Genomic DNA, 24748 nt, shown 5'->3' on the forward strand with positions numbered 1-24748 from the left:
GGCTGAAATCTTTACCGAAACTGTTGCTGTTTAACCACGTGGCGGCGGCTTCGCTCGGCGCAGGCCGGAAATGACGCCGAAACGCATCTCACGTGTTCTTGAACCAATTGTGCGCGTTCCCGGCACCCTCCAAGAAAGACCCAAGCTCGGCAGTCACGAGCACGTGTTTGGGTTTGAGGGGGTTGGGGATGTCACTTCGGGCGCTTCGGAGCAGCCTGGTCGCGTCGGCGTCGGTTCTCGCCGGGACTGTCGTTCCGGCGGCGGTGCAGGCTCAGCAATCGGTGACGCTCGGCGAGATCAGCGTCGTCTCGACGTCGCCGGTCGGGTCCGGCGGCGGAAATTCGAGCCAGGCGCAGATCTTCAACGGTCCCGGACCGGTGCCGCCGGCCGGCTCCCTGGTACCGAGCACCGGCGTACGGCTGCGCGGCTCCGAGCAGCCGCTCTACAAGATCCCCAGCACCGTCGAATCGGTCACGGCGAGCGATATCACGATCGATCGCACCAGCGACAACCTGACCACGACGCTGGCCCGGCGCACGCCCGGCATCAACGTCTCGGACTCGCAGGGCAACAACAACCGCGTCGACATCACCTATCGCGGCTTCACGGCCTCGCCCGTGCAGGGCGTGCCGCAGGGGCTCGCCGTCTACCAGAACGGCGTGCGCATCAACGAGGCCTTCGGCGACATCGTCAATTTCGACCTGATCCCGCCGCAGGCGATCCAGCGCATCGACGTCGTTACCGGCAACCCGGTCTTCGGCCTCAATGCGCTCGGCGGCGCGGTCAACATCCAGATGAAGAACGGCTTCACCTGGCAGGGCACCGAGATCTCGGCCTGGGGCGGCTCGGACGCGCGCACCGCCGGCTATCTCGAGTACGGCAAGGTCTCCGGCCCGTGGAGCGTCTACTTCACCGGCGACGGCCTGAACGACCGCGGCTGGCGCTACGAGAGCCCGAGCACGATCGGCCGCCTCTACGGTGACATCGGCTACCGCTCGCAGGATGCGGAGTTCCACCTGATCGGGCTCGCCGCCCGCAGCTTCTTCGGCGCGGCCGCGGCCACGCCGGTGGACTTCACCCACCGCGACCCGCGGGCGATCTTCACCTTCCCGCAGACCACCACCACCGAGGTCGGCACGCTCCAGCTGACCGGCCGGGTCGACATCTCGCCGACCTGGGATCTCGCCGGCAACGCCTATTTCCGCCGCTTCAGCCAGACCTACGTCGACGGCAACGACGGCAACTTCGAGAACTGCAGCACGCGCTCCAGCTTCCGCGGCAACCTCTGCTTCGAGGATGATGGGTTCAGCCCGGCGGCCGGACAGTCGCAGCTCGCCTTCCGCAACCAGTTCCTGATCCTGGGGCAGCAGAACCAGCGCATTCCGTTCCGGGCGGGCATCCCGTACGGCACGCTGGACACGACCCGGACGGAAGCCACCGGCTTCGGCGGCTCGCTCCAGGCCGCCAACCGCGACCGGATCTTCGGCCTGTCCAACACCTTCGTGGTCGGCGGCAGCATCGACGCGGCCAATTACGGCTTCAAGTCGTCCAGCACGCTCGGCGTCATCAACCCGGATCTGTCGATCACCACCAACCCGAGCAACCCGTTCTACGGCAACGTCCCGGGCCTCGGCACGCCGCAGCTGCGGACCGCCGGCGCGCTCGGCATCGCTCCGAGCTCGGTCAACGGCTCCAACCTCTACATGGGCCTCTACACCCTCGACACGCTCGACGTGACCGACCGGCTGTCGCTGACCGCCGGCGCGCGGCTCAACTTCGCGCGCATCCAGAGCGAGGATCTGACCGGCTTCTCGCCGGACGTGACCGGCACGCACTACTTCAACAAGATCAACCCGGTCGCCGGCCTGACCTACCGGTTCTTCGACGCGCTGAACCTCTACGGCAGCTACTCGGAGTCGAACCGCGCCCCGACCCCGCTGGAGCTGGCCTGCGCCAACCCGGACCGGCCGTGCCTGCTGCCGAACTCGCTGGTGGCCGACCCGCCGCTCAAGCAGGTCACCGGGCGGACCTACGAGGTCGGCTTCCGCGGCCAGCTGCCGAACACCTATGACGGCGGCATCATCACCTACAAGATCGGCGCCTTCCGCACCGATCTCGCCAACGACATCCTGTCGCTGGCCACCCCGGGCAACACCGCCCGCGCCTACTTCGTCAACGTGCCGTCGACGCAGCGACAGGGCATCGAGGTCGGCGGCGAGTACACGGCCGATTACCTGCGGGTCTACGCCAACTACGCGCTGGTCGACGCGACCTTCCAGTTCAACGGCACCCTGTCGTCGCCCAACAACCCGCTCGCGGATGACGGCGCGATCCAGGTCCGCAAGGGCAACGTCGTGCCGCTGGTGCCGACCCACCAGATCAAGGCCGGGTTCGACTACTTCGTCACGCCCAACTGGCAGTTCGGCCTCTACCTCCAGGCCTTCTCCTCGTCCTATTTCCGCGGCGACGAGTCGAACCTGAACCGCAAGCTGCCGCCGTACTACGTTCTGAACTTCCAGACGAAGTATCAGGTGACGAAGAACCTCGAGGTCTTCGGCCTCATCACCAACCTGACCAACAACCGCTACACCACGTTCGGCACCTACGCCGAGCCGGGCGCGGTGGCGGGCAACCTGCGGATCAGCGATCCGCGGACCACGACCCTGGCGCAGCCCTTCTCGGTCTACGCCGGCATCCGCTACGCCTTCGGCGCCGATCCGGTGCCGATGTCGCCGGAGCCGATCATCCGGAAGTACTGATCCGTCAGCGGCGTCGAGAGGCGGGCGCCTCCCGCGGCCAGAGGGCCGCGCGGGGCGCCCGTCGCGTTTCCGCGCTACCGCATGCGGCCTCCTGTCTCGGGAACGGGCCCGTTCGCCCGGCGTCTCCCCGGTAGCCGCACCGGCGCATTACCGTCCGCTCATGCATGAGGGGTCGGCGCCGGCCGCATCCCGACACCGTGGAGCCTCGTCCCGATGATCATGCGTTTCGCCGTTGCAGCCCTGGCCCTAGCGGCCGCGACGCCAGCCCTGGCGACCCCGTGCGCCGACGAGGTCGACACGCTGCAGCGGCGGCTGGACAGCGCCGGCGCGGCCTCGGTGACCGGCACGACGCCGCCCGGCGGCACCACGTCCTCGAACTCGCCCAAGGCGCTCGACACGCCGCCGGCGCTCACCAAGTCGGACGCCGCCGTGAAGCCCACAGCCTCGGGCGTGGAGGAGGCCAAGAAGCTGGTCGCCCAGGCGCGCCAGCAGGACAAGGCCGGCGACGCCCAAGGCTGCCGCGACACGATCCTGAAGGCCAAGGAGAAGGCCGGCGCGCTGCCGTAGCGGGCTTCCGGCCGGCGCCGCTCCGGTGCCGGCCCTTTCTCTCAGTAGGCGTTCTCGGTCTTGAACAGCGCGAACGGCGTGGTCAGCAGGATCTGCAGGTCGAGTAGCACCGACCAGTTCTCAATGTAGTAGAGGTCGTGCTCGACGCGCCTCTGCAGCTTCTCTGAGGTGTCGGTCTCGCCGCGCCAGCCGTTGACCTGCGCCCATCCGGTGATGCCGGGCTTCACCTTGTGGCGCGCGAAGTAGCCGTCGACCACTTGGTCGTAGAGCGTGTTGGCGGCTTTGGCCTGCAACGCGTGCGGGCGCGGGCCGACCAGCGACAGGTCGCCCTTGAGCACGTTGAACAGCTGCGGCAGCTCGTCGAGCGAGGTCTTCCGGATGAAGCGCCCGACCGGCGTGACCCGGGGATCGCCCCGTGTCACCATCTTGGCCGCGCCGGCGTCGCACTGATCCACGTACATCGAGCGGAACTTGTAGACCTCGATCAGCTCGTTGTTGAACCCGTGGCGCTTCTGCCGGAACAGCACCGGCCCGCGCGATGTCAGCCGGACCGCGAGAGCGATGACCAGCATGAGCGGCGATAGCGCCAGCAGCATCATAAGGCCGACGCAGCGGTCGAACAGCGCCTTCACCACGACGTCCCAGTCGGCGATCGGACGGTCGAACACGTCCAGCACCGGGACGGAGCCCAGATACGAGTAGCTGCGCGGGCGCAGGCGCAGCTTTGCGGCGTGCGCCGAGAGACGGATGTCGATCGGCAGGACCCAGAGCTTGGCGAGCATCTGGAGGATCCGGGCCTCCGCGGTGATCGGGATCGTGAAGACGATCAGGTCGAGCCGGGCGTGCCGCGCGTAGGCGACGAGGTCGTCGACGTTGCCGAGCTTCGGGTGCCCCGCCACCACGTCCGAAGAGCGATCGGCATTGCGGTCGTCGAACACCCCGACGATGCGGATGCCGCTCTCGCTCTGCGTCTCCAGGGCGGCGATCAGGTCCTCCGCGGGCTGCCCGCCGCCAACGATCGCGGTGCGCCGGTCGAACCGTCCTGCCCGGGTCTGGGCATCGATGATGCGAAACAGGACGAAGCGGCCGACCAGCAGCATCGCGAGGCCGGTGCCGAAGAAGGTCGCGAGCCAGAGGCGCGAGTAGTGGTCGGCGACCTTGGCCAGCACGAGGCCGGCGGCCACCATCAAGAATGTCATCGACCACGCCGCGATCAGCCGGACGGCGGTCTTGAAGAAGCTCCGGAAGGCAGCGACCCGGTAGCCGCCGGACGCCTGGATCAGCGTCACGGTGATCACCGCGATCATGCCGATCGCGCCCGCGTAGGTCAGTCCGAACGGGACGCGGCCGCGGAGCATCAGCACGTGCAGCAATGCGCCCAAGCCGAAAATGAGCGCGCATTCCAGCCCGCGCACCAGACCGGCCACCACGACGGGCGAGATCGCCGTCGGGCCGGGGACGGCGGTCTCGGCGAGGGGCACGCTGCCCGCGGCCGGGGTCGAGGACGCCTCCATCGGGACGGCGGCCTCGAGAAGATCGCGAATGTCGAACGCGCTCATCGATCGGCTCCCCCCGAGCCTTGCGGTCGCTGCCTCGGCGAAACCCTGGCACGGGGCGTTGTGGGAACATTTAAGAGCGCGGGCGCCGCCGCCTTTTCCACCGCGGCGCACAGGCCCCCGTTCCTCTTGCTGCTGGTCTCGTCGTCAGGCGGTCCGGGCCCCGGCGATCGCGCGCGGTGCGGGGTCGCGGCGCTCCGCGCGGGCCTCGAAGGCCGCGGCGTAGCCGGAGATCACCTCGCTACCCATGCGTTCCAGGGAGAAGCGCTGCCGGATCGAGGCGCTCAGACTCTGCGTCCGCTCGGCCAGGGCCTCCGGCGCGGCGTCGAGGACCCGTCGGATGCCCTCCACGAGCGCCGCCGGGTCGCGCGACGGCACGAGGTCGCGCGCGGCCGCGCCGAAGATCTCCGGGATTCCGCCGACCCGAGTGGCGACCAGGGGCTGCGCCGCCGCGGCAGCTTCTAGCACGACGTAGGGCAGCGACTCCGCGAGCGACGGGACGACGAGGATCCGCCCGCGGGCGAGCACGGAGCGGATCGCCTGCGGCGGCTCGAACGCCACCGCGTCGGCGAGGCCGAGCCGCGCCACGGTGTCGCGAAGGATCTCGGCATCCGGTCCCGACCCAACGAGGAGCAGGCGCAGCGCCCGGCCCTCGGCCCGCAGCCGGACGAGGGCCTCGAGCAGGTAGGGCAGGCCCTTTGCCTCCCGCAGTTCGCCGACGTAGAGCAGGTCGAAGGGCTCGGCGACGCGGTCCAGCGGCGCGAACTCGGCCTCGGCGATGCCGTTGTGCACGATCCGCGTCACCCGCTCGGGACCCCCGACGAAGCTCCGATGGCGGCCGGCGACGTACTCGCTCTCGAACAGGAACGCGTCGGTGCGGCGGGCGAGCACCGCCTCGGCACCCATGTAGAGGCGGTGCAGCGGGCTGCCCGGCCGGTAATTGTAGCTGCCGCCGTGCGGCGTGTAGGCGCGGATCGCCGGACCCGCTGCGGCGAGCCGGGCATAGGCGCCGCCCTTGGCGCCGTGTCCGTGCAGGACCTCCGCGCCGACCTCCGCGGCCCTCTGCGCCACGGCCCGGAGGCAGGACCAGTCCGACGGATGCGGATTGCGGCGCATCGGCAGCCGGACAAGGCCGAGGTCCAGGCAAGGCATCAGGTCCGCCAGGGCGCCCGCGGCGCGGTCGCCGCCGGTGCTGGAATCACAGACGAGACCGACATGGTGCCCCGCGGCCGCCTGGAGGCGAGCGAGATCCATGACGTGCCGGAACAAGCCGCCCACCGGCGCGCGGAACACGTGCAGGATCCGGTAACGCTGAGCGATGCCAGAGTCGTTCGTCTTCGGGACCACGGTCCAGCTCCCGGGAATATCAGTCCCCAGGTTGTGGTGCACCCGTGGTCGCAGGAAACTTAAAGCAGGTCGCCGCGTCTCGACCTTTCCATCAGGACGGTAACCGGAATTTTACGCGCACGATCGCAATCGATCCCAACGCTACGTCATCGGCGAGCCGTTCAGGCTGGCCCAGATCGTCCCGTAGTGGCAGGCCGTGGCGGCGAGGACGAAGCCGTGCCAGATCGCGTTCTGGAAGGGCAGGGTCCGCCAGATGTGGAACACGACGCCGATCGAATAGAGCGCTCCGCCCATTCCCAAGAGCCACAGGGCGGTCGGCTGAAGCGCCGCGATCACTGATTCGTAGGCGAACAACCCGCTCCAGCCGAGCAACAGGTAGAGCCCGATCGACAGGCGGTCGAACCGGCCCGGCAGAAACAGCTTCACGGCGATCCCGATGAGGGCCACAACCCAGATCATCGCCAGGAGCGCGTACGCCCGCGGGCCCGACCCGACGAGGGCCACCAGCGGCGTGTAGGTCCCGGCGATCATCAGGTAGATCAGCGCGTGATCGGCGCGGCGCAGGAGCCATTTGCGCGGGCTCACAGGGTAGAGATTGTAGACGGCCGAGACGCCGAGCATCAGGACGAGGGCCGTGGCGTACACGACAACGGCCGCACGTTCGCCGAGCCCGAGATGCGCCGTGACCGCGGTCGCCACCAGGGCCACGGCACCGGCGAGGCCGAACACCACGCCGAGACCGTGGATCACGCCATCCGCCATGATCTCCCGCGGCGTGTAGTGCCAAGTCAGGGAGAGCGGTCGACCATCCTCCGCGAGAGACATCTTGAAGCCTCCTGCCACGCGTGCAGCTTAAAGCTTGAGAAGTCTTAGTCGTTCCATGTGCAGATTGCTGATGGGGAGTTATCCCAAGGTTCCACTGAAAGCGGTAAAAGTCTCGTGCGGCGCAGCAAGGTCGCTGCACCGCACGAGAGCCTAGATGCGGCCGGCGGCGAGCCCCTCGAAGCCCAGCGGCGGCTCGGCGGCTGCGGGCTCGACCAGGCCGGATCCCCGGCCGAGGCGGGCATGGACGGTGGCCATCGTGAGCACCGCCATGGCGAGCACCTGATGCGCGAGCGCCGCCCAGAGCGGCACGGCGAGGAGCAGCGTCGCGATCCCAAGCGCCATCTGGGCGAGGACGAGGATGACGACCCCCGTGGCCCGCCCGGCCGCGCTCTTCGGGCCGGTGAGCCAGGCGTCGACGGCGTGCAGCACCGCCACGACGAAGACGAGGTAGGCCGTCACCCGGTGGTCGAACTGAACCAAGGCGTGGTTGTCGATGAAATTCTCGATCCACGGCCGGATCGCGAACAGGCTGTCCAACGGAGGGACGAGATGGCCGTCCATGGTCGGCCATGTGTTGTAGACGAGGCCGGCATGCGAGCCGGCGACGAGGCCACCGAGGAAGATCTGCACCAGGACCAGGATCGGCAGCAGCAGGGCCGTGGTCCGCAGGCGCGCCGGGGCGGGCGCCAGGACGCCGGGGCGCTGGCCCGCGGCCAGCCAGACCAGCCCGGCCAGGATCAGGCTCGCGGTGGTGAGGTGCAGGGCGAGCTTGAGCGGCGCCACGGCCGTCATGCCGGGCTGGAGGCCTGAGGCGACCATGATCCAGCCGATGGCGCCCTGGAGGCCGCCGAGCGCGCCGAGAACGAGCAGGCCGAGGCCGAGCCGCCGGCTGATCCGGCCCTGCCACCAGAACACGATCAGCGGCAGGAAGAACACGAGGCCGATCACCCGGCCGAGCAGGCGATGGCCCCATTCCCAGCCGTACAGCACCTTGAAGGCGGACAATCCCATCCCCTGGTTGAGGATGTTGTATTGCGGCGTGTCCCTGTACTTGGCGAACTCGGCCGCCCAGTCTGCCTCCGTCATCGGCGGGATCGCGCCCGTGACGGGGCGCCACTCGGTGATCGACAGGCCGGACCCGGTCAGCCGCGTCGCACCGCCGACCGCCACCATGGCGACCACCAGGGCCGCGACCACGTAGAGCCAGGTTCGCACCGCCCCCGACCGCCGGTCGCCCGCGCCGCTCATGTCCATACACGTCCCTTCCGCGGATGCCGGGATGCCCCCGCAGTGCCCGGGTTAGGGGATGTCCGGTCGCCCATCAACGGCGCCGGCGCCGCAGCCCGCGTCAGCGGGCGCGTTGCCAACCGGGTTCTAGGACGGTAGCCGTCGCCCGTCCGAGCCCGCGGCGCCGCCCGCGGGACCAGGAGCACTGTTCGAAGACACGGTCCAGGAACACAGCAATGCGCCGCCGCACCCGGACCCTGATCGGCACCCTCGCCATCCTGGTCTTCGTCTGCCTCTACGGGCCGCTGGCGATGACCCTGGCCGATAGCCGCATCTCGGAGACGCCTGCGGCGGTGCAGGCGGTGATCTACTCGATCCTCGGCATCGCGTGGATCTTCCCACTGATGCCACTGATCCGGTGGATGGAGCGACCCGATCGCTGAGGCCAACCCTCGATTTTGCCGCACTCGGGGATCACAAGCCTGCCGTCGCCGCTCGAGACCCCCTCCGTGCACCGCCCGACTCTCTGCCTCAAGCCGCTGGCCGCTCTCGTCGTGCTGCTCGCGCCCCTGCCGGCCCTGGCGCAGGGGACACCGCGCTCCATCGGTGAATGCGAGCGTCTCAAGAACGACCTCGCCTACAACCAGTGTCTCGCGATGTTCGGACCGGCGGCCAAGAACGTCGCCGGGGGCTACGCCTCGGCCGATACGGCGGTCGCCATGGCGGCGACGCCCGCGGCGGCCATGGCCGAGCCGATCCCGCAGGTGGAGGAGACGGTCGAAGCCAGCACCAGCCGGCGTCGACGCTACCGGTCCGTGCGCGGCCGTCAATACGCCTCGTTCTCGACCGGCTACCGCCACCGGCGTCGGCGCTAGCGGCCACCGGCCCGCGTCACTGCACTAACGGCGATCCGGAGCTTCGAGCGCCTCGAGGACCCGCGTACCCGGAACCGAACCGTCGCCGGGCCAGACGTTCCAGTCGGCGACCTGATCGAGAGCCTCGGCGAGGCGGCGCTTGTAGACGTGGCGCGGCACTTCCTCGGCACCGAACTGCGACAGGTGGTCGGTGACGAACTGGGTATCGGCGAGCCGATAGCGCCCGGCGCGCAGGCGGGCCATCAGGTGGACGAGGGCGACCTTCGAGGCGTCGCGGACCTCGTGGAACATGCTCTCGCCGAAGAAGGCCGCCCCCAGCGAGACGCCGTACAGGCCGCCGACGAGCCGGCCGTCCGCGCCCGCGTAGACCTCGACCGTGTGGACGTGGCCGATGTCGAACAGGGCGCCGTAGAGCTCGCGGATCCGCCCGTTGATCCAGGTGCGCTCGCTGTCCCGCCGGGGCGCAGCGCAGCCGTCGATCACCCCGTCGAAATCGGTGTCGCAGCGGACCACGAACTGGTCGGACCGCACCGTCCGGGCGAGGCGCCGGGGAACGCGGAACGTGTCGAGGGGCAGAACGCCGCGCGCCTTGGGTTCGACCCAGTAGAGCGTGGGATCGTCGGCATCCTCCGCCATCGGGAAGATGCCCGCCGCGTAGGCCTTCAGCAGGATCTCGGGGGTGATGTCCACGCGGGCGGTGTCGTGCATGCCGTGAATGTCGCGCGCGGACGGCGCGAAGACCAGATCCCGCGCGCGCCGCGCTCGCCGCAGCCCCGCCCAGGTCCGGTCAGGCTTTCATGCCGCCGTCTTCCAGGAAATGCTCCAGCCAGTGAATGTCGTAAAGGCCGTTCTGCACGTCCGGGTTGCGGACCAGCGTCCGGAAAAGCGGCAGCGTCGTGTCGATCCCGTCGATGACGAACTCGTCCAGGGCGCGCCGCAGCCGCATGAGGCACTCGTTGCGGGTCCGGCCGTGGACGATCAGCTTGCCGATCAGCGAATCGTAGTTCGGCGGGATCCGATAGCCCTGGAACGCGGCCGAATCGACGCGGACGCCGAGGCCGCCGGGGGTGTGGTAGTGGGTGATCTCACCGGGCGATGGCCGGAAGGTCTCCGGGTGCTCGGCGTTGATCCGGCACTCGATGGCGTGGCCCTCGACCTTGATGTCCGCCTGGCTCACCGACAGCGGGCCGCCCGAGGCGACCTGGATCTGCTCGATCACGAGGTCGATCCCGGTGATCATCTCGGTCACCGGATGCTCGACCTGGATGCGGGTGTTCATCTCGATGAAGTAGAACCGCCCGTCCTCGTAGAGGAACTCGATCGTCCCGGCGCCGAGATAGCCGAGCTCCTTCATGGCGTTGGCGCAGATGCCGCCGATCTCGGCGCGCATCGACTCGTTGAGGGCCGGCGAACCGCCTTCCTCCCAGACCTTCTGGTGTCGGCGCTGGAGGGAGCAGTCGCGCTCGGCAAGGTGCACGGCGCCGCCGCGGCCGTCGCCGAGCACCTGCACCTCGATGTGCCGGGGCTTCTCCAGATATTTCTCGAGATAGACCGCGTCGTCGCCGAAGGCGGCCTTGGCCTCGGACTTGGCCATGCCGATCGCCTGCTCGAGCTCGGCCTCGGAGCGCGCGACCTTCATGCCGCGGCCGCCGCCGCCAGCCGCCGCCTTGACGAGCACCGGGTAGCCGATCCCGGCGGCCACGCGCTTGGCCGTGTCGATGTCGTCGACGCCGCCCTCGGAACCCGGCACGCACGGGATGCCGAGCTTCAGCGCCGTGCGCTTGGCCTCGATCTTGTCGCCCATGGTGCGGATGTGCTGCGCCTTGGGTCCGATGAAGCCGATCTGGTGATGGGCCAGAACCTCGGCGAAGCGGGCATTCTCCGACAGGAAGCCGTAGCCGGGATGCACGGCATCGGCCCCGGTGATCTCGCAGGCCGCGATGATCGACGGGATGTTGAGGTAGCTGTCGCGGGCGGCCGGTGGCCCGATGCAGACGCTCTCGTCGGCGAGGCGCACGTGCATCGCGTCCGCGTCGGCGGTGGAGTGGACCGCCACGGTAGCGATCCCGAGCTCCTTCGCCGCCCGCAGGATGCGCAGGGCGATCTCGCCGCGGTTCGCGATCAGGATCTTGTCGAACATCGGACCCGTTAGGGCGTCCTGGCGATCCCGGACCGCGCAGGATGCTCTATCCTCTCGTGTTGCGGCGTCGTCCGGGACTGGGCGGCGGGCGCCCGGCGGACGTCCTAGGTGATGACGAGCAGGGCCTCGCCGAACTCGACCGGCTGACCGTCCTCGACGAAGATGGCGCTGATCGTGCCGGCGCGGGGCGCCACGATCTCGTTGAAGGTCTTCATCGCCTCGATCAGCAGCAGCTTGTCGCCGACCGCGACCGTCGAGCCGACATCCACGAAGGCCTTGGCGTCGGGCGAGGGGCGGAGATAGGCGGTCCCGACCATCGGCGAGGGCACGGTGCCGGGCTGCGCGCGGGCCGGCTCGGCCGGGGCGAGGGGAGACGACGCGGCGGGCGCGGAAACCGGAGGCGGGGCGACGGCCGCGAGCGGCGCGGGCGCCGCGACCTGCACGCTCACGGGCTCGAGCCGCCGCGCCACGCGGATGCGCAGGTCGCCCTTCTCGACCTCGATCTCGGACAGGCCGGTCTCGGTCACGAGGTTGGCGAGCTCGCGCACGAGCTCGGGATCGATGGCGTCGTTCTTTGGCATCCGGCCTACTTCGTCTCGCGGCACGTCGGTGCGTACATCCGGGCTCGGCCCTGGACCCCACCGCGGCCCTGCGGCTGGCGGCTCTTAGACGAAGGCGCCCCGGCGCGACAAGGCTGCGCGGACCGCCTTCGGGGTTCCTCGGCCCGATCCGTCAGCTCAGCAGGAGGCGTGGCCGCACTGGCGCACGTCGGCGATGGTCTTGCGCATCGGCTCGACGCCGACGGCGCCCGGGATCACCTCGTCGCCGATGATGAAAGCCGGCGTGCCCGACAGGCCCAGGCGGTCGCCGAGGCCGCGGTTCTCGCTGAGCGCGGCCTTCACCTCGGGGGAGGCCATGTCCTTCTGCAGCTTGGCCGTGTCGACGCCCATGTCCTTGGCGACCTGGATCGCGCGGGCGCCGTTCACCCGGCCCTTGGTCTCCAGAAGCTTCTGATGAAACTCGAACAGCTTGTCGCCCTTCAGCTGCTGGCGCACCGCGACGGCGACCTGGCTGGCCTCCAGCGATTCCGGGCCGAGGACCGGGAAGTCCTTGATGACCACCCGCAGCTTCGGGTCGGATTTGATCAGCGCCTGGATGTCGCCCAGGGCCTTGCGGCAGTAGCCGCAATTGTAATCGAAGAACTCGACCAGCGTGACGTCGCCCGACGGGTTGCCGGCAACGACGTCGTGGGGACCGTTGTGGAGAGCCTCGCGCGACTCCTTGAGGGCGGCGGCCTGGGCCAGGCGCTGCGTCTCGGCCTGCTGCTTCTCGGCCTCGGCGAGGGCCTCCTGGAGCACCTCGGGATGCTTGATCAGGTAGTCCTTGACGATCGCCTCGATGCCGGCGCGCTGCGCGTCGGTGAACGGCGCGGCGGGGGGCGTCGCGGTCTGCGCGAGGGCCGGGACGGCGACGAGGCCGAGCGCCAGGACCAGCGCGGGCAGGGGGCGGATGAAGGGCATAGATCCTCGCTTGCGCGGCGGGGCGGCCCGCGCGTGGCGCGAGCGGTAGGGGCTGGGTTAGGCGTTTTCGCGGCGTCCGGTCAATTCCCGCGGCGAGGGCGGCGTGCGCCGCCGGCTTGAGGCGGGAAGGGGGAGCGTCTAACCCCCGGAGGCTCCAGCGTCGTCCGGCTCAGAGCAGACCCCATGATCCCGATCTCCCGGCGCGCCGCCGCCGTCCAGCCGTTCCTCGCGATGGATGTCATGGCCGCCGCCGCCGCCAAGGCGCGGGCCGGCAGCGACGTGGTGCGGATGGAGGTCGGCCAGCCGTCGGCGCCGGCGCCCCGGGCGGTCATCGCGGCCGCGCAGGGGGCGCTCGCGACCGGCCGCGTGCCCTACACCGAGGCCCTGGGCCTGCCGTCCCTGCGCGCCCGCATCGCCCGGGACTACGCGGAGCGGCACGGCGTCGCGGTGAGCCCGGAGCGCGTGGTGATCACCACCGGATCCTCGGCCGGCTTCATCCTCGCCTTCATGAGCCTGTTCGACTCCGGCGCCCGGGTCGCCGTCCCGCAGCCCGGCTATCCCGCCTATCGCAGCATCCTGGCCGCCCTCGACCTCGTGCCGGCGCCGATGGTGCTGCGCGCCGAGGACCGCTTCGCGCCGACCGCCGCCCTGCTGCGCGAGACCCACGCCCGCGCGCCAGTCTCCGGGGCACTGGTGATGAGCCCGGCGAACCCCTCCGGCACAGTCATTACGGAGGGCGCCCTGCAGAATCTCTGCGCGGCGGCGCGCGGCCTCGGCCTGCCGCTGATCTCCGACGAGATCTATCACGGCCTCAGCTACGGCGAGCCCACCGTCACGGCCCTGCGCTTCGACCCCGACGCGGTCGTGATCAACTCGTTCTCGAAGTACCACTGCATGACCGGCTGGCGCGTCGGCTGGATGGTCGTGCCGGAGGCGCTGGTCCGCCCGATCGAGCGGCTGGCCCAGAACCTCTACATCTCGGCGCCGTACCTGTCGCAGGTCGGCGCCCTGGCGGCCTTCGATGCGACGGACGAACTCGACGCCGTTCGCGACGGCTACGCACGCAACCGCGCGATCCTCCTGGACGCGCTGCCGGCCCTCGGCCTCGGCCGCGTCCACCCGGCCGACGGCGCCTTCTACCTCTACGCGGACGTCTCGAACCTCACCAACGACGCCTCGGACTTCTGCCGGCGCATGCTCGACGAGGCGCACGTCGCGGCGACGCCGGGCCTCGATTTCGATCCGGACGTGGGCAACCATCACGTCCGCTTCTCCTTCGCGGGCTCGGAGACCGAGTGCCGCGAGGCGGCGCGGCGCCTGAAGGCGTGGCTGCGCTGACAGGTCAGGCCACCGGCACGAGCGCGCCGACCGCCTCGACCAGCTCCGAGAAGTGCTCGATCACCCGGTCGGGCCCGAGCTCGGCGACCGGGCGGTCGGTGTAGCCGAAGGTGACCGCCACCACCGGGATCCCGGCGGCCTTGGCGGTGTCGATGTCGGTGCGGGAATCGCCCACCATCACCGCGCGGGCCGGATCGCCGTCGGCGCGGGCGATGGTGCCGGTCAGGTGGCGGGGGTCGGGCTTCGACTGCGGGAAGGTGTCCCGACCGCAGATCGCCGCGAAGCGGTGGCCGATGCCGAGGAGGCGCAGCAGCTCGACCGACTGCCCCTCGTACTTGTTGGTGCAGACCGCGAGCCGGAAACCCGCCGCCTCGAGGGCGTCGAGCGCCTCGACAACGCCCGGGTAGAGGTGGGACGTGTCGGCGAGGTGCGCCCCGTAATGGGCAATGAAGGCGTCGAACAGCCGGTCGTGGTCCTCCGGCGAGAGTGGCCGGCCCTCGGCCTCGAAACCCCGCCGGATCAGCGCTCGGGCGCCGGCGCCGATCAGCCCGCGCGCCTGCGAGAGGGGCAGCTCGGCCAATCCCTCGCGCTTCATCAGCACGTTGAGGGTGCCGATAAGGTCGCCCGCGGTCTCAGCGAGCGTCCCGTCCAGGTCGAACACGGCGATCGGGGGCTTGCGCGTCGATTCGGTAGACATGCCTGGGCGGTTCCGTGCTCGGCGGGATCTCGAACGGCGTCGCTATCGGGGCTGGGCACCCGGGGCAAGCCGACCGGCGCAACACGGCGGATGCGCGGATCGTCTCACCGGGCGCCCCAGACTCGCCCGAAAGCGCAGCGAAACGCAGCGCGTACCAGCCCCGGGACCCGCGATGAAACTCTTCCTGCCCCTCCTGGCCGCCTGCGCCGCGCTGCAAGCCCTGCCGGCGGCGGCGACCTCCTTCGAGTTCGTGCCCGCCCCGCAGACCGACCTGAACCGGATGTACCGAGTCGACAAGGTGACCGGCGAGGTGACCTCCTGCCAGTACGGCCTCCAGGAATCGGCGGGCGGCATCGGCCAGACGGTCTGCTTCGGATCGGGAGAGGGCGCCGGGCCGCAGACCCCGTCCGAATACGGGCTGGTGGCGAGCCGGCATACCCGCGAGGCCGGCGTCTTCCGGGTGAACTACCGCACCGGCGAGATGAGCATCTGTTTCGTGCTGGTGAAGAAGGAGCAGGTCGTCTGCACCCAGCAGGGCAAGCCGGGCGCCGAGGGCGCGTCCGACGCGCCGCTGACCGGTCCGGCCCCGGGTCGCGCGGGCGCCAGCGCCACCCCGACACAGGGCGGCCGTCCGTGACGCGGCCGTGCGGGCGGGGCGTTCCGGTCGGCCCGGTCCCGTGCTAGGGGCCGCCCGACGCCCACGGAAAGACCGGCTGCCCATGACCCGCGCTCCCTCGCTCCCCCTCGCCGACCGGGCCGTGTCCCGGTGAGTGGGCCGGACCTGCGGCGGGCCGCGGCCGCCCGCGCCCTCGACCTCGTCGAACCGGGCATGCGGCTCGGCCTCGGCACGGGCTCCACGGCGGCGGCCTTCGTGGCGCTCCTCGGCGAGCGCGTCCGCGCCGGCCTCGACATCGTCGGCGTCCCGACCTCCGAGGCCACGCGCGCGCAGGCCGAGGGCCTGGGCATCCGCCTCGCGACCCTGGACGAGCAGCCCGAGCTCGACCTGACCATCGATGGCGCCGACGAGGTCGACGACCGGCTGCGCCTGATCAAGGGCGGCGGCGCGGCACTCCTGCGCGAGAAGATCGTCGCCTGCGCGAGCCATCGCATGGTGGTGATCGCCGACGCGGCCAAGCACGTGGCGCGGCTGGGCGCCTTCCCGCTCCCGATCGAGGTCAATCCCTTCGGCCTCAAGGCCACGCACCGGGCCGTCGAGGCCGCAATCGCCGGGACCGGCTGCTCCGGCGAGGTCCGGCTGCGCGCCCTGACGGATGGCAAGCCCCTGGTCACCGACGGAGGCCATTACATCCTCGACGCGCGCCTCGGAGCGATTCCTGATCCGGAGGCCCTCGGCGCCGCCCTCTGGGCCGTGCCGGGCGTCGTCGAGCACGGTCTGTTCCTCGGCATCGCCGACGCCGCGATCCTGGCGGCGGCGCGGGACGGGCAGGCCGAGGTCACCGTTCTCGGCAGCCTCACCTGAGGCGCCGCCCTCCATCGCCGGCCATCCTCGCAAGAAAGTCCAGCATGTCCCGTCGCCTCACCGCCGTGCCAGGCCTCGCGCTCAGCCTCGCGCTCGGCCTCGCGCTCCCGGCGCTCCCCCACGCGGCGGTCGCGCAGCCGCAGAAGGCCGCGCAGGCCAAGCCGGCGGCGCAGCCGGCCGCCGGCGCCCCCGCGGCCAACAGCCCGGCCGCGGCCACCTACACGCCGGCCCACCTCGCCCTGGCCCGCGAGGTGATGCTCAGCTCCGGCATCGCCCGGTCGTTCGACTCGGTGCTGCCGGCCTTCGCCGACCAGATCCGCAAGCAGGCGGTCACCCGTCCCGAGATGTCCAAGGACCTCGAGGAGGTCCTGGCCTCGCTGCAGCCGGAGATGGAGCTGCAGAAGCAGCGCATGATCGACATCGCGGCGCGCACCTACGCGTCGAAGTTCTCGGAAACCGAGTTGAAGGAGATCGCGACCTTCTTCCGCTCACCCGCCGGCAAGCACTACGTCGAGGCGCAGCCGCAGCTCCTCGACGAGATGGTGCAGGAGATGCAGGACTGGACGCAGGACGTCTCCGAATACGTCATGGTCCGCGTCCGTGCCGAGATGGGCAAGCGCGGACACCAGATGCAGTGAGGGCAGCCGCTCCCGGGGGCGGATCGCCGTGAGAGGTCGTTCATGAGAGCGAGCGGCCGCATGTACGCGGCGGGCGGCGCGCTCCTCGCGGCCATGCCGCTCGTCATGGTGCTGGCTAACCGGTCGAGCCCGCTGATGGTCGGGCTGGCGGCGCTCGCCTTCCTGGCCGGACGATGGGCGGAGGACGCGTCCGCCCTGCGCCGCGCGCTGCTGTCCCCGCTGCGGACGCCGCTCGCCGGGGCGGCGCTCGCCTTCCTGGCCTGGGCGCTGGTCTCGCTGGCCTGGAGCCCGTTCCCGGCGGCCTCCCTGCGGGTGCTGGGCGAGTTCATCCCGACGCTGCTTGCCGCCTACCTGCTGGCCTGCCTCGCGCCCGGCCGGATCCCGGCCTTCGCGCCGCGGCTCGGCGCGATCGCGGTCGCGCTGGCGGGACTCCTGATCGCCGTGGATCTCGCCTCGGATCTCGCCCTGGAGCGGGCCCTCGGGCGCCGTGTCGCGGCCTTCGTGCACAACCGGCCGGCCCTGACCCTCGACCTCGTGGCCGGCCCGCTGGCCCTCGTCCTCTGGAAGGACCGCGCCCGCGGCCTCGCCGCCGCGACGCTCGCCTTCGCGAGCCTCGGCGTGGTCCGCTCGATCAGCGGCGCCGCCCAGCTCGGTCTCCTGGCGGGCGCCGCGATGGCGACCCTCGCGCTTTCGCTGCCCAGGCGGGTCGGCATAGGCCTCGCCGGACTCGGTCTCGGCCTCGCGCTGATCCTCGCCCCGGTCGAGGGCGACCTCCTCGCCCGCGCCATGCCGGAGGCCGCCCACGAGCGCCTCGTCCAGTCCTCGTCCCGGGCCCGGGTGGCGATCGCGCGCAGCTTCGGGGCCGCGGTGGCGGCCGATCCCTGGCGCGGCGCGGGCGTCGGCACCAGCGCGCGCTTCGCCGAGACGGCCGTCGCGCAGACGGTGCCGCCGGAGATGCGCGTCCTCCTCGGGGTCGGGCACCCGCACAACAGCTTCCTGCAGGTCTGGGCCGAACTCGGCCTGCCCGGCGCGATCCTCGCGGCGCTAACCGCGATGCTGATGCTCGCCCGGATCGCGCGGCTGCCGCGACCGGACCGCGCGGCGGCGCTCGGCCTCGTGGCCTGCGCGGCTTCGATCGCCTTCGTCGAGCACAACGGCTGGGCCGCGTGGTGGACGGCGGGGCTCGGCGCTGCCATCACCTGGATGCGCGCGGCCCCTCAGGGCGGCGCGATCGTGAGATCCGAGCGGGACGGTGCGGCATGAGCGCGTTCGACGTCGACCTCTTCGTCATCGGCGGCGGGTCCGGGGGTGTCCGCGCGGCGCGGATCGCGGCCGGGTACGGCGCGCGGGTGATGCTGGCCGAGGAGTACCGGGTGGGCGGAACCTGCGTGATCCGCGGCTGCGTCCCGAAGAAGCTGATGGTCTATGCCGGCCGCTTCGCCGACGAGTTCGAGGATGCCGCGGGCTTCGGGTGGACGGTGGAGAAGCCCCGCTTCGACTGGGGCACGCTCAAGGCGCGGCGCGACGCGGAGGTGACCCGGCTCGAAGGCATCTACGACACCAACCTGATCCGCGCCGGCGTCGAGATCGTACCCGAGCGGGCGGTGATCGAGGATCCCCACACGATCCGCCTCGTCGCGTCCGGCCGCACCATCCGGGCCGAGCGGATCCTGGTGGCGGTCGGCGCGCACCCCGTGAAGGAGCCGGCGGTGTCGGGCATCGACTTGGCGATCACCTCCAACGAGGTGTTCGAGCTGGAGCGCCTGCCGGACCGGATCCTGGTGATCGGCGGCGGCTACATCGCGGTGGAGTTCGCGGGCGTCTTCGCGGCGCTCGGCAGCCGCACGACGCTGCTGCACCGGGGCGACAGGTTGCTGCGCGGGTTCGACGACGAGATCCGCGACGCTCTGGCCGAAGCCTACGCCCAGCGCATGGACCTGCGGCTCGGGCGCACGCTGCGGCGCATCGAGCGCCGGGACGGCGGCCTCTGCGCGCAGCTCGACGACGGCGGCGAGATCCTGGTGGACGAGGTGCTCGTCGCCACGGGACGGCGGCCGAACGTCGAGGGCCTCGGCCTCGACCGGGTCGGCATAGAGACCGACGCCGCCGGTGCGATCCCGGTCGACGCCTACTCGCAGACCAAGGTGCCGTCGATCTACGCGGTGGGCGACGTGACCAACCGCGCCAACCTGACGCCGGTGGCGATCCGCGAGGGTCACGCCTTCGCCGACACGGTCTACGGCGGCAAGCCGGCCTGCGTCGACCATCGCCTGATCCCGACCGCGGTGTTCTCGACCCCCGAGATCGGCGTCGTCGGCCACAACGAGGCGGCCGCCCGGGCGATCTACGGCAAGATCGACGTCTACAAGGCGCGCTTCCGCCCGATGAAGGCGACCCTGTCCGGCCGCGAGGAGCGGATCTTCATGAAGGTGCTGGTCGACTGCGCCAGCGACCGCGTCGTCGGCGTCCACATCTTCGGCCACGATGCCGGGGAGGTGATCCAGGCGGTGGGCATCGCCGTGACCATGGGCGCCACGAAGGCCGATTTCGACCGGACCATCGCGGTCCACCCGACAGCCGCCGAGGAGCTGGTGACCATGCGCGTCCCGGAGGTCACCAAGCACCCGGTCGGCGTCGGCTGAGACCTGCGCCGCGGCCGGGGCTCGACGCGGTGCGCGACCGAGCCATATCAGGGTCATGGGCAAGCAGGGCACCGGCAAGGGACGACGCGAGGACGACGCGCACGCGCGGCGGCAGGCGATCATCGACGGCCTGCTGGAGGACGCCCTGCGGCCGGCCTTCCACCGGCCGCCGAGCCACGAGGCCCTCTCCCCGGACATCCGGCATGCGATCGACCGCCTCCTCGCCAAGGCTGAGGCGCAGCGCAGCCGCAACCTGACCTACGACGACCTGGAGGAGGCACTGCCGCCTCGGGACGTCTCGGCCGAGGATCTGGAGGCGATCTTCTGGATTCTGGCCGAGCACGGGATCGAGGTCGAGGACGGCGAGGCCTGATCCGAGACCTGAATCCGGGACGCGCCTGCCCCCCGGTTCACGGCACTCGCCAGTGTAGAGGAACCTCTCTATAAGCCGCGCTTCGCGCGTAGGCGCGATCGCACGAAGAGGTGCGCGGAGAGAGACCATGGGCGAGCGTTGGACACCGAAGAGCTGGAGACATCTGCCGATCGAGCAGGTCCCCACCTATCCGGACGCCGCCAGCCTCGGTGCCGTCGAGTCGCAGATCGCGAGCTTTCCGCCGCTTGTCTTTGCCGGTGAGGCCCGCAAGCTGAAGGCCGCGCTCGGGCGCGTCGCCGCGGGCCAGGCCTTCCTGCTCCAGGGCGGCGACTGCGCCGAGAGCTTCGACGAGCACTCTGCCGACAACATCCGCGACTTCTTCCGGGTGTTCCTGCAGATGGCGATGGTGCTGACCTTCGCGGGCGGTTCGCCCGTGGTGAAGGTCGGGCGCATCGCCGGGCAGTTCGCCAAGCCGCGCTCGTCGCCGACCGAGACCCTCGAGGGCGTGAGCCTGCCGAGCTACCGGGGCGACATCATCAACGGCATCGGCTTCACCGAGGAGTCGCGGGTGCCGGATCCGCGCCGCCAGCTCGAGGCGTACCGGCAATCGGCCGCGACGCTGAACCTGCTGCGCGCCTTCGCAACCGGCGGTTACGCGAACCTCGAGAATGCGCATCGCTGGATGCTGGGCTTCGTGAAGGATTCGCCGCAATCCTCGCGTTACCAGGACGTGGCCGGCCGCATGACCGACGCGCTCGACTTCATGCGGGCGATCGGCATCAATCCGGAGACCCATCCGGAGGTGCGGACCACCGACTTCTACACCAGTCACGAGGCCCTGCTGCTCGGCTACGAGGAGGCGCTGACCCGCGTCGATTCGACGACCGGCGACTGGTACGCGACCTCCGGCCACATGCTGTGGATCGGCGACCGGACCCGGCAGCCGGACCACGCCCACGTCGAGTACGCCCGCGGCATCAAGAACCCGATCGGCCTCAAGTGCGGCCCGTCCATGAAGGCGGAGGGCCTGATCCGGCTCATCGACCTGCTTAACCCGGAGAACGAGCCGGGGCGCCTCAGCCTGATCTGCCGCTTCGGCGCCGACAAGGTCGGCGACCACCTGCCGGCGCTGATCCGGGCGGTCGAGCGGGAAGGGCGCTCGGTCGTGTGGATCTGCGATCCGATGCACGGCAACACGATCCCGGCCGGCCGCTACAAGACCCGGCCGTTCGAGCGGGTGATGCAGGAGATCGAGGGCTTCTTCGGCGTCCACCGCGCCGAGGGCACCTTCGCGGGCGGGATCCACCTGGAGATGACCGGCAAGGACGTGACCGAGTGCACGGGCGGCGCCCGGGCCCTGACGGCGGACGACCTGCAGGATCGCTACCACACCTACTGCGACCCGCGTCTCAACGCGGAGCAGGCGCTGGAGGTGGCGTTCCGCACGGCCGAGCTGGTCAAGGCCGAGCGCAGCCACATCGAGCGCCCGCGCCTCGACGCGGCCGAGTAGGGCGGATCTCCGACCGGTCATCCGACCGGCCAACGACGCGCGCTGTCCCCTCGCGGGGGCGGCGCGCACCGCCGGACACCGCGATGGTCAGGCGATCGCCCGGAGCGTGCCGTTCCAGCGGCGGATGACCGAGGCGACCTCCGAGACGGGGACGGCGCGGCTGAACAGGTAGCCCTGGACCTCGTCGCAGCCCTCGGCGCGCAGTTGCGCGAGTTGCGCCTCCGTCTCGACGCCCTCGGCGGTCGTCGTCATGCCGAGGCTGGCACCGAGGCCGATCACCGCCCGAACGATGAAATCGGTCCCGTCCTTCACGCACAGGTCGCGCACGAAGGACTGGTCGATCTTGATCTTGTCGAACGGGAAGGAGCGCAGGTAGCTGAGCGACGAGTAGCCGGTGCCGAAATCGTCCATCGCCACGCGCACGCCCAGCGCGCGCAGGCTATGCAGGATCGCCGTCGTCGCACCAGGATTGGCCACCAGGACCGTCTCGGTGATCTCCAGCTCCAGGCGCCGGCCCGGCAACCCGGTCCGCCGCAGCGCCTCGCGCACGGCGGTGACGAGACTCGCCGAGGTGAACTGCACGGCCGAGACGTTGACGGCGACCTTGAGCTCGTCCGGCCAGCGGGCGGCCTCCTCGCAGGCGCGGCGCAGCACCCACTCGCCGAGCGGCACGATCAGCCCGAGCTCCTCGGCGATCGGGATGAATTCGGCCGGCGAGACGGAGCCGCGGACCGCGTGGTTCCAGCGCAGCAGCGCCTCGAAGCCGCAGATTCGGTCCGTCTCGAGGCTGTAGATCGGCTGGTAGTAGACCTCGAACGCCTCCCGGGCGAGGGCGTCACGCAGGTCGCGCTCCATGATCCGCCGGGCCATGAGGCGGGCGTCCATGGCCGGCTCGAAGAAGCGGAACGCGCCCCGCGCCTCGGCCTTGCCCCGGTCGAGGGCGACCTCGGCGTTCTTCAGGAGCTTGTCCGCGTCGGACCCGTCGCTCGGGGCGAGGGTGATGCCGATGGTGAGCCCGACGCAGATCGTGTGGTGGGTGAGGCTGTAGGGCGCGCCGACGACCTCGATGATGCGCCGGGCGAGGATGGCGGCGTCCTCGGGCCGGTCGACGCCGCGCTGGACCACGATGAACTCGTCGGCTCCGAGGCGCGCGACGCAGTCGATCTCGCGCACGCAGGCGGTGAGCCGATTCGCGACCGCGACGAGCAGCTCGTCGCCGATCCCGTGGCCCAGGGTCTCGTTGACCGGCCGGAAGTCGTCGAGGTCGATGGCGAAGACCGCGAAGCCCTGGTCGCGCCCGGCCTGCGCCACGGCCACGTCGATCTGCTGCCCCACCGCCACCCGGTTGGGCAGGCCGGTCAGCAGGTCGTGATGCGCCAGGAAGGCGATGCGGGCCTCGGCCCGGCGGCGCTCCGTGACGTCCTCGTAGGTGGCCACGAAGCCGCCATCGGCGGCCTCGCGCCGGTCGATGGCGACGATGCGGCCGTTGCTCAGCTCCTGGAAATGCGTCTGCCAAACGCCGTTGCTGAAGGCGTCCCGCTGCTGGCGCAGCAGCGCTTCGAGATCGCAGCCGGGATGGTTGCCGGCCGCGAGACTGGCGCTCAGGACCTCGAGGGCCGTCATGCCGGGTACGACCGTGCCAGGCGGCAGGCCGTAGATCTCGCCGTAGCGCCGGTTGACCACCATCAACCGATGCTGCGCGTCGTACAGGCAGAGCCCCTGGGACATGGTGTCGAGGGCCGCATCGAGGCGCAGGTTGGTCCGGGTCAGGAAATGCGCCTGCTCCTTGAGCAGGCTGATATCGCTGCACACCGCGATGAAGCCGCCCTGCCGGGTCGCGGTGCGGCTCACCCGCAGCCAGCGGCCGTCGGCCAACCGGACGTCGCCGTCCCGGGCCAGGGCTCCGAAGCGATCCTCCGGGACATCCGAGCGGTAGTCCTGCGGCTCGTGCGCAACCTTCGTCAGCGACAGACCGGCCCCGATGGCAGCGTCGAGCCCGTCGAAGAAGCGCAGGGCCTGCGCGTTGGCCAGGGTGATCCGGCCGTCGGCATCGACCACGACGACGCCTTCCCGTGCTGTCTGCAGCGCGTCCGTCACCTGCGTCTCGGTGCCCCGGCGCTGGCTGCCCTCGCGGAGCGTGAGAGCCCGGATGGTCGACCGCATCGCCGCGACGGCGTTCAGCAGCCGGCACAACCGGTCGCGGCCGCCGGTGGGAATCCGATCGTCGCGCTGGCCGCCCGCGATCCGTTCGGCCGCCTCGGCCGCAGCGCCGACCGATCCGCCGATGTGGCGGGTGAGCAGCCAGGCGATCAGCCCGCAGGCGATGATCACGAGGGCCGCCGCGATGGCGTGCCACCGGACGAAGCCCCGCACGCGCTGCCGCGCAGCCTGTCGAAAGGTGAAGCCGTCGCCGGCCATGACGTTGATCAGGAGATCGATCTGGCCTTCGATTGCGTCGGCCTGCCGTTCGAGAGACGCCTTCTGATCCGGCCGCACCGTCACGGGATCGAAAGCGCGGCGCAGGCTCTCCCAGGACGCCACGCTGGTCTGGACGGCCTCGGCCGTCCGCGCCGCCCGCTCGGACTGGGCCCGCTCGGCCGCGATGGTGAGATCCTCGGCCAGGATCGCCGAGAGGTCGGTGATGTCCGCATCCCGCTTCGCCACCTCGGCAGCGTCGCCGGTCTGCATCCGCCGGACGAGGGCAGCGCGCATCTTCGCGAAGTCGGCCGCCACCGCGCGGGCGAAGCTGATCGAGGTCAGGGATTCGTCGTAGGTCCGTGTGACGAGCGTCCCGACCTGCGTGATCGCCAAGCCAGCCGAGAGCGCGAGCGCGCCCAGGAGAAGACCGACACAGAGGAAGGCGACGCTGACCGCGGCGCGAATCGACGTGATACGGCCCGTCCGCGTCGCGGCCGCGCGGGTGTGCCCGGCTCGGTCCGCGCACGCCGTCGGTGTCTCGGGATCTCGCATCGCACAGGTCGCTGGGTCACACGTCCGGCCAGCGATAAATGTCACTTGTTAAGAGGCAATTAGCTGGCTTGTCTCAGATCACGGATCAGCTGCGCGCGACCGTCACGGAGCAATCGGCGGATCGTGCACAGTCGACCGCACGATCGGTGAAATCTTCGGCACCGCACTTCTGCCGGCGAGCGGATCCCGTCGATTGAACGCAACCTTTCATTACGAGTGGCGCGCATTTGAGCAACGGATCCGACCGGCGCGATGCTCATGTCGCCAGCGCGGCACCGATATAC

General features: G+C 70.7%; 22 protein-coding genes. 12 read left to right on the top strand and 10 right to left on the bottom strand.

The genetic code is table 11. The features are described 5' to 3' along the window. Window positions 1–188: 188 nt before the first annotated feature. Window positions 189–2759 (top strand): TonB-dependent receptor, encoded by a 2571-nt coding sequence (locus BM419_RS13150; protein ID WP_091926707.1) that lies wholly within the window; start codon window positions 189–191, stop codon window positions 2757–2759. Between the two features lie 213 nt (window positions 2760–2972). Then, window positions 2973–3326: a hypothetical protein gene (locus BM419_RS13155; protein ID WP_082557930.1), complete on the top strand. Its 354-nt coding sequence runs from the start codon at window positions 2973–2975 to the stop codon at window positions 3324–3326. 41 nt (window positions 3327–3367) lie between these two features. On the opposite strand, the gene BM419_RS13160 is transcribed toward BM419_RS13155, so the two are convergent. The 4 genes from BM419_RS13160 to BM419_RS13175 form a co-directional block, all read right to left on the bottom strand. Next, window positions 3368–4885, bottom strand: coding sequence for an undecaprenyl-phosphate glucose phosphotransferase (locus BM419_RS13160; protein ID WP_020092093.1), 1518 nt, complete (start codon window positions 4883–4885; stop codon window positions 3368–3370). A 144-nt stretch (window positions 4886–5029) separates the two neighbouring features. After that, a complete protein-coding gene (locus BM419_RS13165) occupies window positions 5030–6229 on the bottom strand; it encodes a glycosyltransferase family 4 protein (protein WP_091926708.1) in 1200 nt (399 codons plus the stop codon). A 141-nt stretch (window positions 6230–6370) separates the two neighbouring features. Next, window positions 6371–7054 carry a PAQR family membrane homeostasis protein TrhA gene (locus tag BM419_RS13170; RefSeq protein WP_056528859.1) on the bottom strand — a complete coding sequence of 228 codons (684 nt, stop codon included), beginning with the start codon at window positions 7052–7054 and terminating at the stop codon, window positions 6371–6373. Window positions 7055–7204: 150 nt separating this feature from the next. Further along, window positions 7205–8308, bottom strand: coding sequence for a COX15/CtaA family protein (locus BM419_RS13175; protein ID WP_091926709.1), 1104 nt, complete (start codon window positions 8306–8308; stop codon window positions 7205–7207). A gap of 209 nt (window positions 8309–8517) precedes the next feature. Between BM419_RS13175 and BM419_RS13180 the strand changes: the two genes are divergently transcribed. After that, window positions 8518–8724: a DUF2842 domain-containing protein gene (locus tag BM419_RS13180; RefSeq protein WP_012319661.1), complete on the top strand. Its 207-nt coding sequence runs from the start codon at window positions 8518–8520 to the stop codon at window positions 8722–8724. 66 nt (window positions 8725–8790) lie between these two features. Next, window positions 8791–9156, top strand: coding sequence for a hypothetical protein (locus tag BM419_RS13185; RefSeq protein WP_020092097.1), 366 nt, complete (start codon window positions 8791–8793; stop codon window positions 9154–9156). Between the two features lie 24 nt (window positions 9157–9180). On the opposite strand, the gene aat is transcribed toward BM419_RS13185, so the two are convergent. From aat to BM419_RS13205, 4 genes are all read right to left on the bottom strand, one after another. After that, the gene (aat, locus tag BM419_RS13190) at window positions 9181–9864 is read right to left on the bottom strand and encodes a leucyl/phenylalanyl-tRNA--protein transferase (RefSeq protein WP_020092098.1); all 684 of its coding nucleotides are present in this window, start codon (window positions 9862–9864) and stop codon (window positions 9181–9183) included. A 79-nt stretch (window positions 9865–9943) separates the two neighbouring features. Further along, window positions 9944–11296, bottom strand: a complete 1353-nt coding sequence (accC, locus tag BM419_RS13195) for an acetyl-CoA carboxylase biotin carboxylase subunit (RefSeq protein ID WP_091676759.1) — start codon at window positions 11294–11296, stop codon at window positions 9944–9946. A gap of 104 nt (window positions 11297–11400) precedes the next feature. Beyond that, entirely contained in the window at window positions 11401–11877 is a 477-nt protein-coding gene (accB, locus tag BM419_RS13200; protein ID WP_020092100.1) for an acetyl-CoA carboxylase biotin carboxyl carrier protein, read from the bottom strand. 156 nt (window positions 11878–12033) lie between these two features. Next, window positions 12034–12816, bottom strand: coding sequence for a DsbA family protein (locus tag BM419_RS13205; protein ID WP_020092101.1), 783 nt, complete (start codon window positions 12814–12816; stop codon window positions 12034–12036). Window positions 12817–12999: 183 nt separating this feature from the next. Here BM419_RS13205 and BM419_RS13210 point away from each other — a divergent pair, with 183 nt between their 5' ends. After that, the gene (locus BM419_RS13210; RefSeq protein ID WP_091926710.1) at window positions 13000–14154 is read left to right on the top strand and encodes a pyridoxal phosphate-dependent aminotransferase; all 1155 of its coding nucleotides are present in this window, start codon (window positions 13000–13002) and stop codon (window positions 14152–14154) included. A 4-nt stretch (window positions 14155–14158) separates the two neighbouring features. Here BM419_RS13210 and gph read toward each other — a convergent pair whose 3' ends face one another. After that, the gene (gene gph, locus BM419_RS13215) at window positions 14159–14851 is read right to left on the bottom strand and encodes a phosphoglycolate phosphatase (protein WP_091926711.1); all 693 of its coding nucleotides are present in this window, start codon (window positions 14849–14851) and stop codon (window positions 14159–14161) included. A gap of 172 nt (window positions 14852–15023) precedes the next feature. Here gph and BM419_RS13220 point away from each other — a divergent pair, with 172 nt between their 5' ends. The 7 genes from BM419_RS13220 (at window position 15024) to BM419_RS13250 (ending at window position 21494) form a co-directional block, all read left to right on the top strand. Next, a complete protein-coding gene (locus tag BM419_RS13220; RefSeq protein WP_020092104.1) occupies window positions 15024–15488 on the top strand; it encodes a hypothetical protein in 465 nt (154 codons plus the stop codon). A 129-nt stretch (window positions 15489–15617) separates the two neighbouring features. Beyond that, window positions 15618–16331 carry a ribose-5-phosphate isomerase RpiA gene (rpiA, locus tag BM419_RS13225; protein ID WP_020092105.1) on the top strand — a complete coding sequence of 238 codons (714 nt, stop codon included), beginning with the start codon at window positions 15618–15620 and terminating at the stop codon, window positions 16329–16331. 44 nt (window positions 16332–16375) lie between these two features. Then, on the top strand, window positions 16376–16969 hold the full coding sequence (locus BM419_RS13230) for a DUF2059 domain-containing protein (protein WP_091926712.1): 594 nt from the start codon (window positions 16376–16378) through the stop codon (window positions 16967–16969). Between the two features lie 42 nt (window positions 16970–17011). After that, the gene (locus BM419_RS13235) at window positions 17012–18232 is read left to right on the top strand and encodes an O-antigen ligase family protein (RefSeq protein WP_091926713.1); all 1221 of its coding nucleotides are present in this window, start codon (window positions 17012–17014) and stop codon (window positions 18230–18232) included. After that, window positions 18229–19611 (top strand): glutathione-disulfide reductase, encoded by a 1383-nt coding sequence (gor, locus tag BM419_RS13240; protein ID WP_091926714.1) that lies wholly within the window; start codon window positions 18229–18231, stop codon window positions 19609–19611. Before BM419_RS13235 ends, gor begins: the two co-directional genes overlap by 4 nt. 55 nt (window positions 19612–19666) lie before the next feature. After that, a complete protein-coding gene (locus BM419_RS13245; RefSeq protein ID WP_020092109.1) occupies window positions 19667–19984 on the top strand; it encodes an RNA polymerase sigma factor region1.1 domain-containing protein in 318 nt (105 codons plus the stop codon). A gap of 127 nt (window positions 19985–20111) precedes the next feature. Further along, window positions 20112–21494, top strand: coding sequence for a class II 3-deoxy-7-phosphoheptulonate synthase (locus tag BM419_RS13250; RefSeq protein ID WP_020092110.1), 1383 nt, complete (start codon window positions 20112–20114; stop codon window positions 21492–21494). Between the two features lie 87 nt (window positions 21495–21581). On the opposite strand, the gene BM419_RS13255 is transcribed toward BM419_RS13250, so the two are convergent. Continuing rightward, window positions 21582–24305, bottom strand: coding sequence for an EAL domain-containing protein (locus tag BM419_RS13255; protein WP_244540763.1), 2724 nt, complete (start codon window positions 24303–24305; stop codon window positions 21582–21584). Window positions 24306–24748 lie beyond the last annotated feature (443 nt).

Source organism: Methylobacterium sp. yr668 (assembly GCF_900116245.1).
GTDB lineage: Bacteria > Pseudomonadota > Alphaproteobacteria > Rhizobiales > Beijerinckiaceae > Methylobacterium.

Coding starts and splice junctions, on each gene's coding strand:
- BM419_RS13150 (WP_091926707.1), top strand. CDS start 189: ATGTCACTTCGGGCGCTTCGGAGCAGCCTGGTCGCGTCGGCGTCGGTT.
- BM419_RS13155 (WP_082557930.1), top strand. CDS start 2,973: ATGATCATGCGTTTCGCCGTTGCAGCCCTGGCCCTAGCGGCCGCGACG.
- BM419_RS13160 (WP_020092093.1), bottom strand. CDS start 4,885: ATGAGCGCGTTCGACATTCGCGATCTTCTCGAGGCCGCCGTCCCGATG.
- BM419_RS13170 (WP_056528859.1), bottom strand. CDS start 7,054: ATGTCTCTCGCGGAGGATGGTCGACCGCTCTCCCTGACTTGGCACTAC.
- BM419_RS13175 (WP_091926709.1), bottom strand. CDS start 8,308: ATGGACATGAGCGGCGCGGGCGACCGGCGGTCGGGGGCGGTGCGAACC.
- BM419_RS13180 (WP_012319661.1), top strand. CDS start 8,518: ATGCGCCGCCGCACCCGGACCCTGATCGGCACCCTCGCCATCCTGGTC.
- aat (WP_020092098.1), bottom strand. CDS start 9,864: ATGCACGACACCGCCCGCGTGGACATCACCCCCGAGATCCTGCTGAAG.
- accC (WP_091676759.1), bottom strand. CDS start 11,296: ATGTTCGACAAGATCCTGATCGCGAACCGCGGCGAGATCGCCCTGCGC.
- accB (WP_020092100.1), bottom strand. CDS start 11,877: ATGCCAAAGAACGACGCCATCGATCCCGAGCTCGTGCGCGAGCTCGCC.
- BM419_RS13205 (WP_020092101.1), bottom strand. CDS start 12,816: ATGCCCTTCATCCGCCCCCTGCCCGCGCTGGTCCTGGCGCTCGGCCTC.
- BM419_RS13210 (WP_091926710.1), top strand. CDS start 13,000: ATGATCCCGATCTCCCGGCGCGCCGCCGCCGTCCAGCCGTTCCTCGCG.
- gph (WP_091926711.1), bottom strand. CDS start 14,851: ATGTCTACCGAATCGACGCGCAAGCCCCCGATCGCCGTGTTCGACCTG.
- BM419_RS13220 (WP_020092104.1), top strand. CDS start 15,024: ATGAAACTCTTCCTGCCCCTCCTGGCCGCCTGCGCCGCGCTGCAAGCC.
- BM419_RS13230 (WP_091926712.1), top strand. CDS start 16,376: ATGTCCCGTCGCCTCACCGCCGTGCCAGGCCTCGCGCTCAGCCTCGCG.
- BM419_RS13235 (WP_091926713.1), top strand. CDS start 17,012: ATGAGAGCGAGCGGCCGCATGTACGCGGCGGGCGGCGCGCTCCTCGCG.
- gor (WP_091926714.1), top strand. CDS start 18,229: ATGAGCGCGTTCGACGTCGACCTCTTCGTCATCGGCGGCGGGTCCGGG.
- BM419_RS13245 (WP_020092109.1), top strand. CDS start 19,667: ATGGGCAAGCAGGGCACCGGCAAGGGACGACGCGAGGACGACGCGCAC.
- BM419_RS13250 (WP_020092110.1), top strand. CDS start 20,112: ATGGGCGAGCGTTGGACACCGAAGAGCTGGAGACATCTGCCGATCGAG.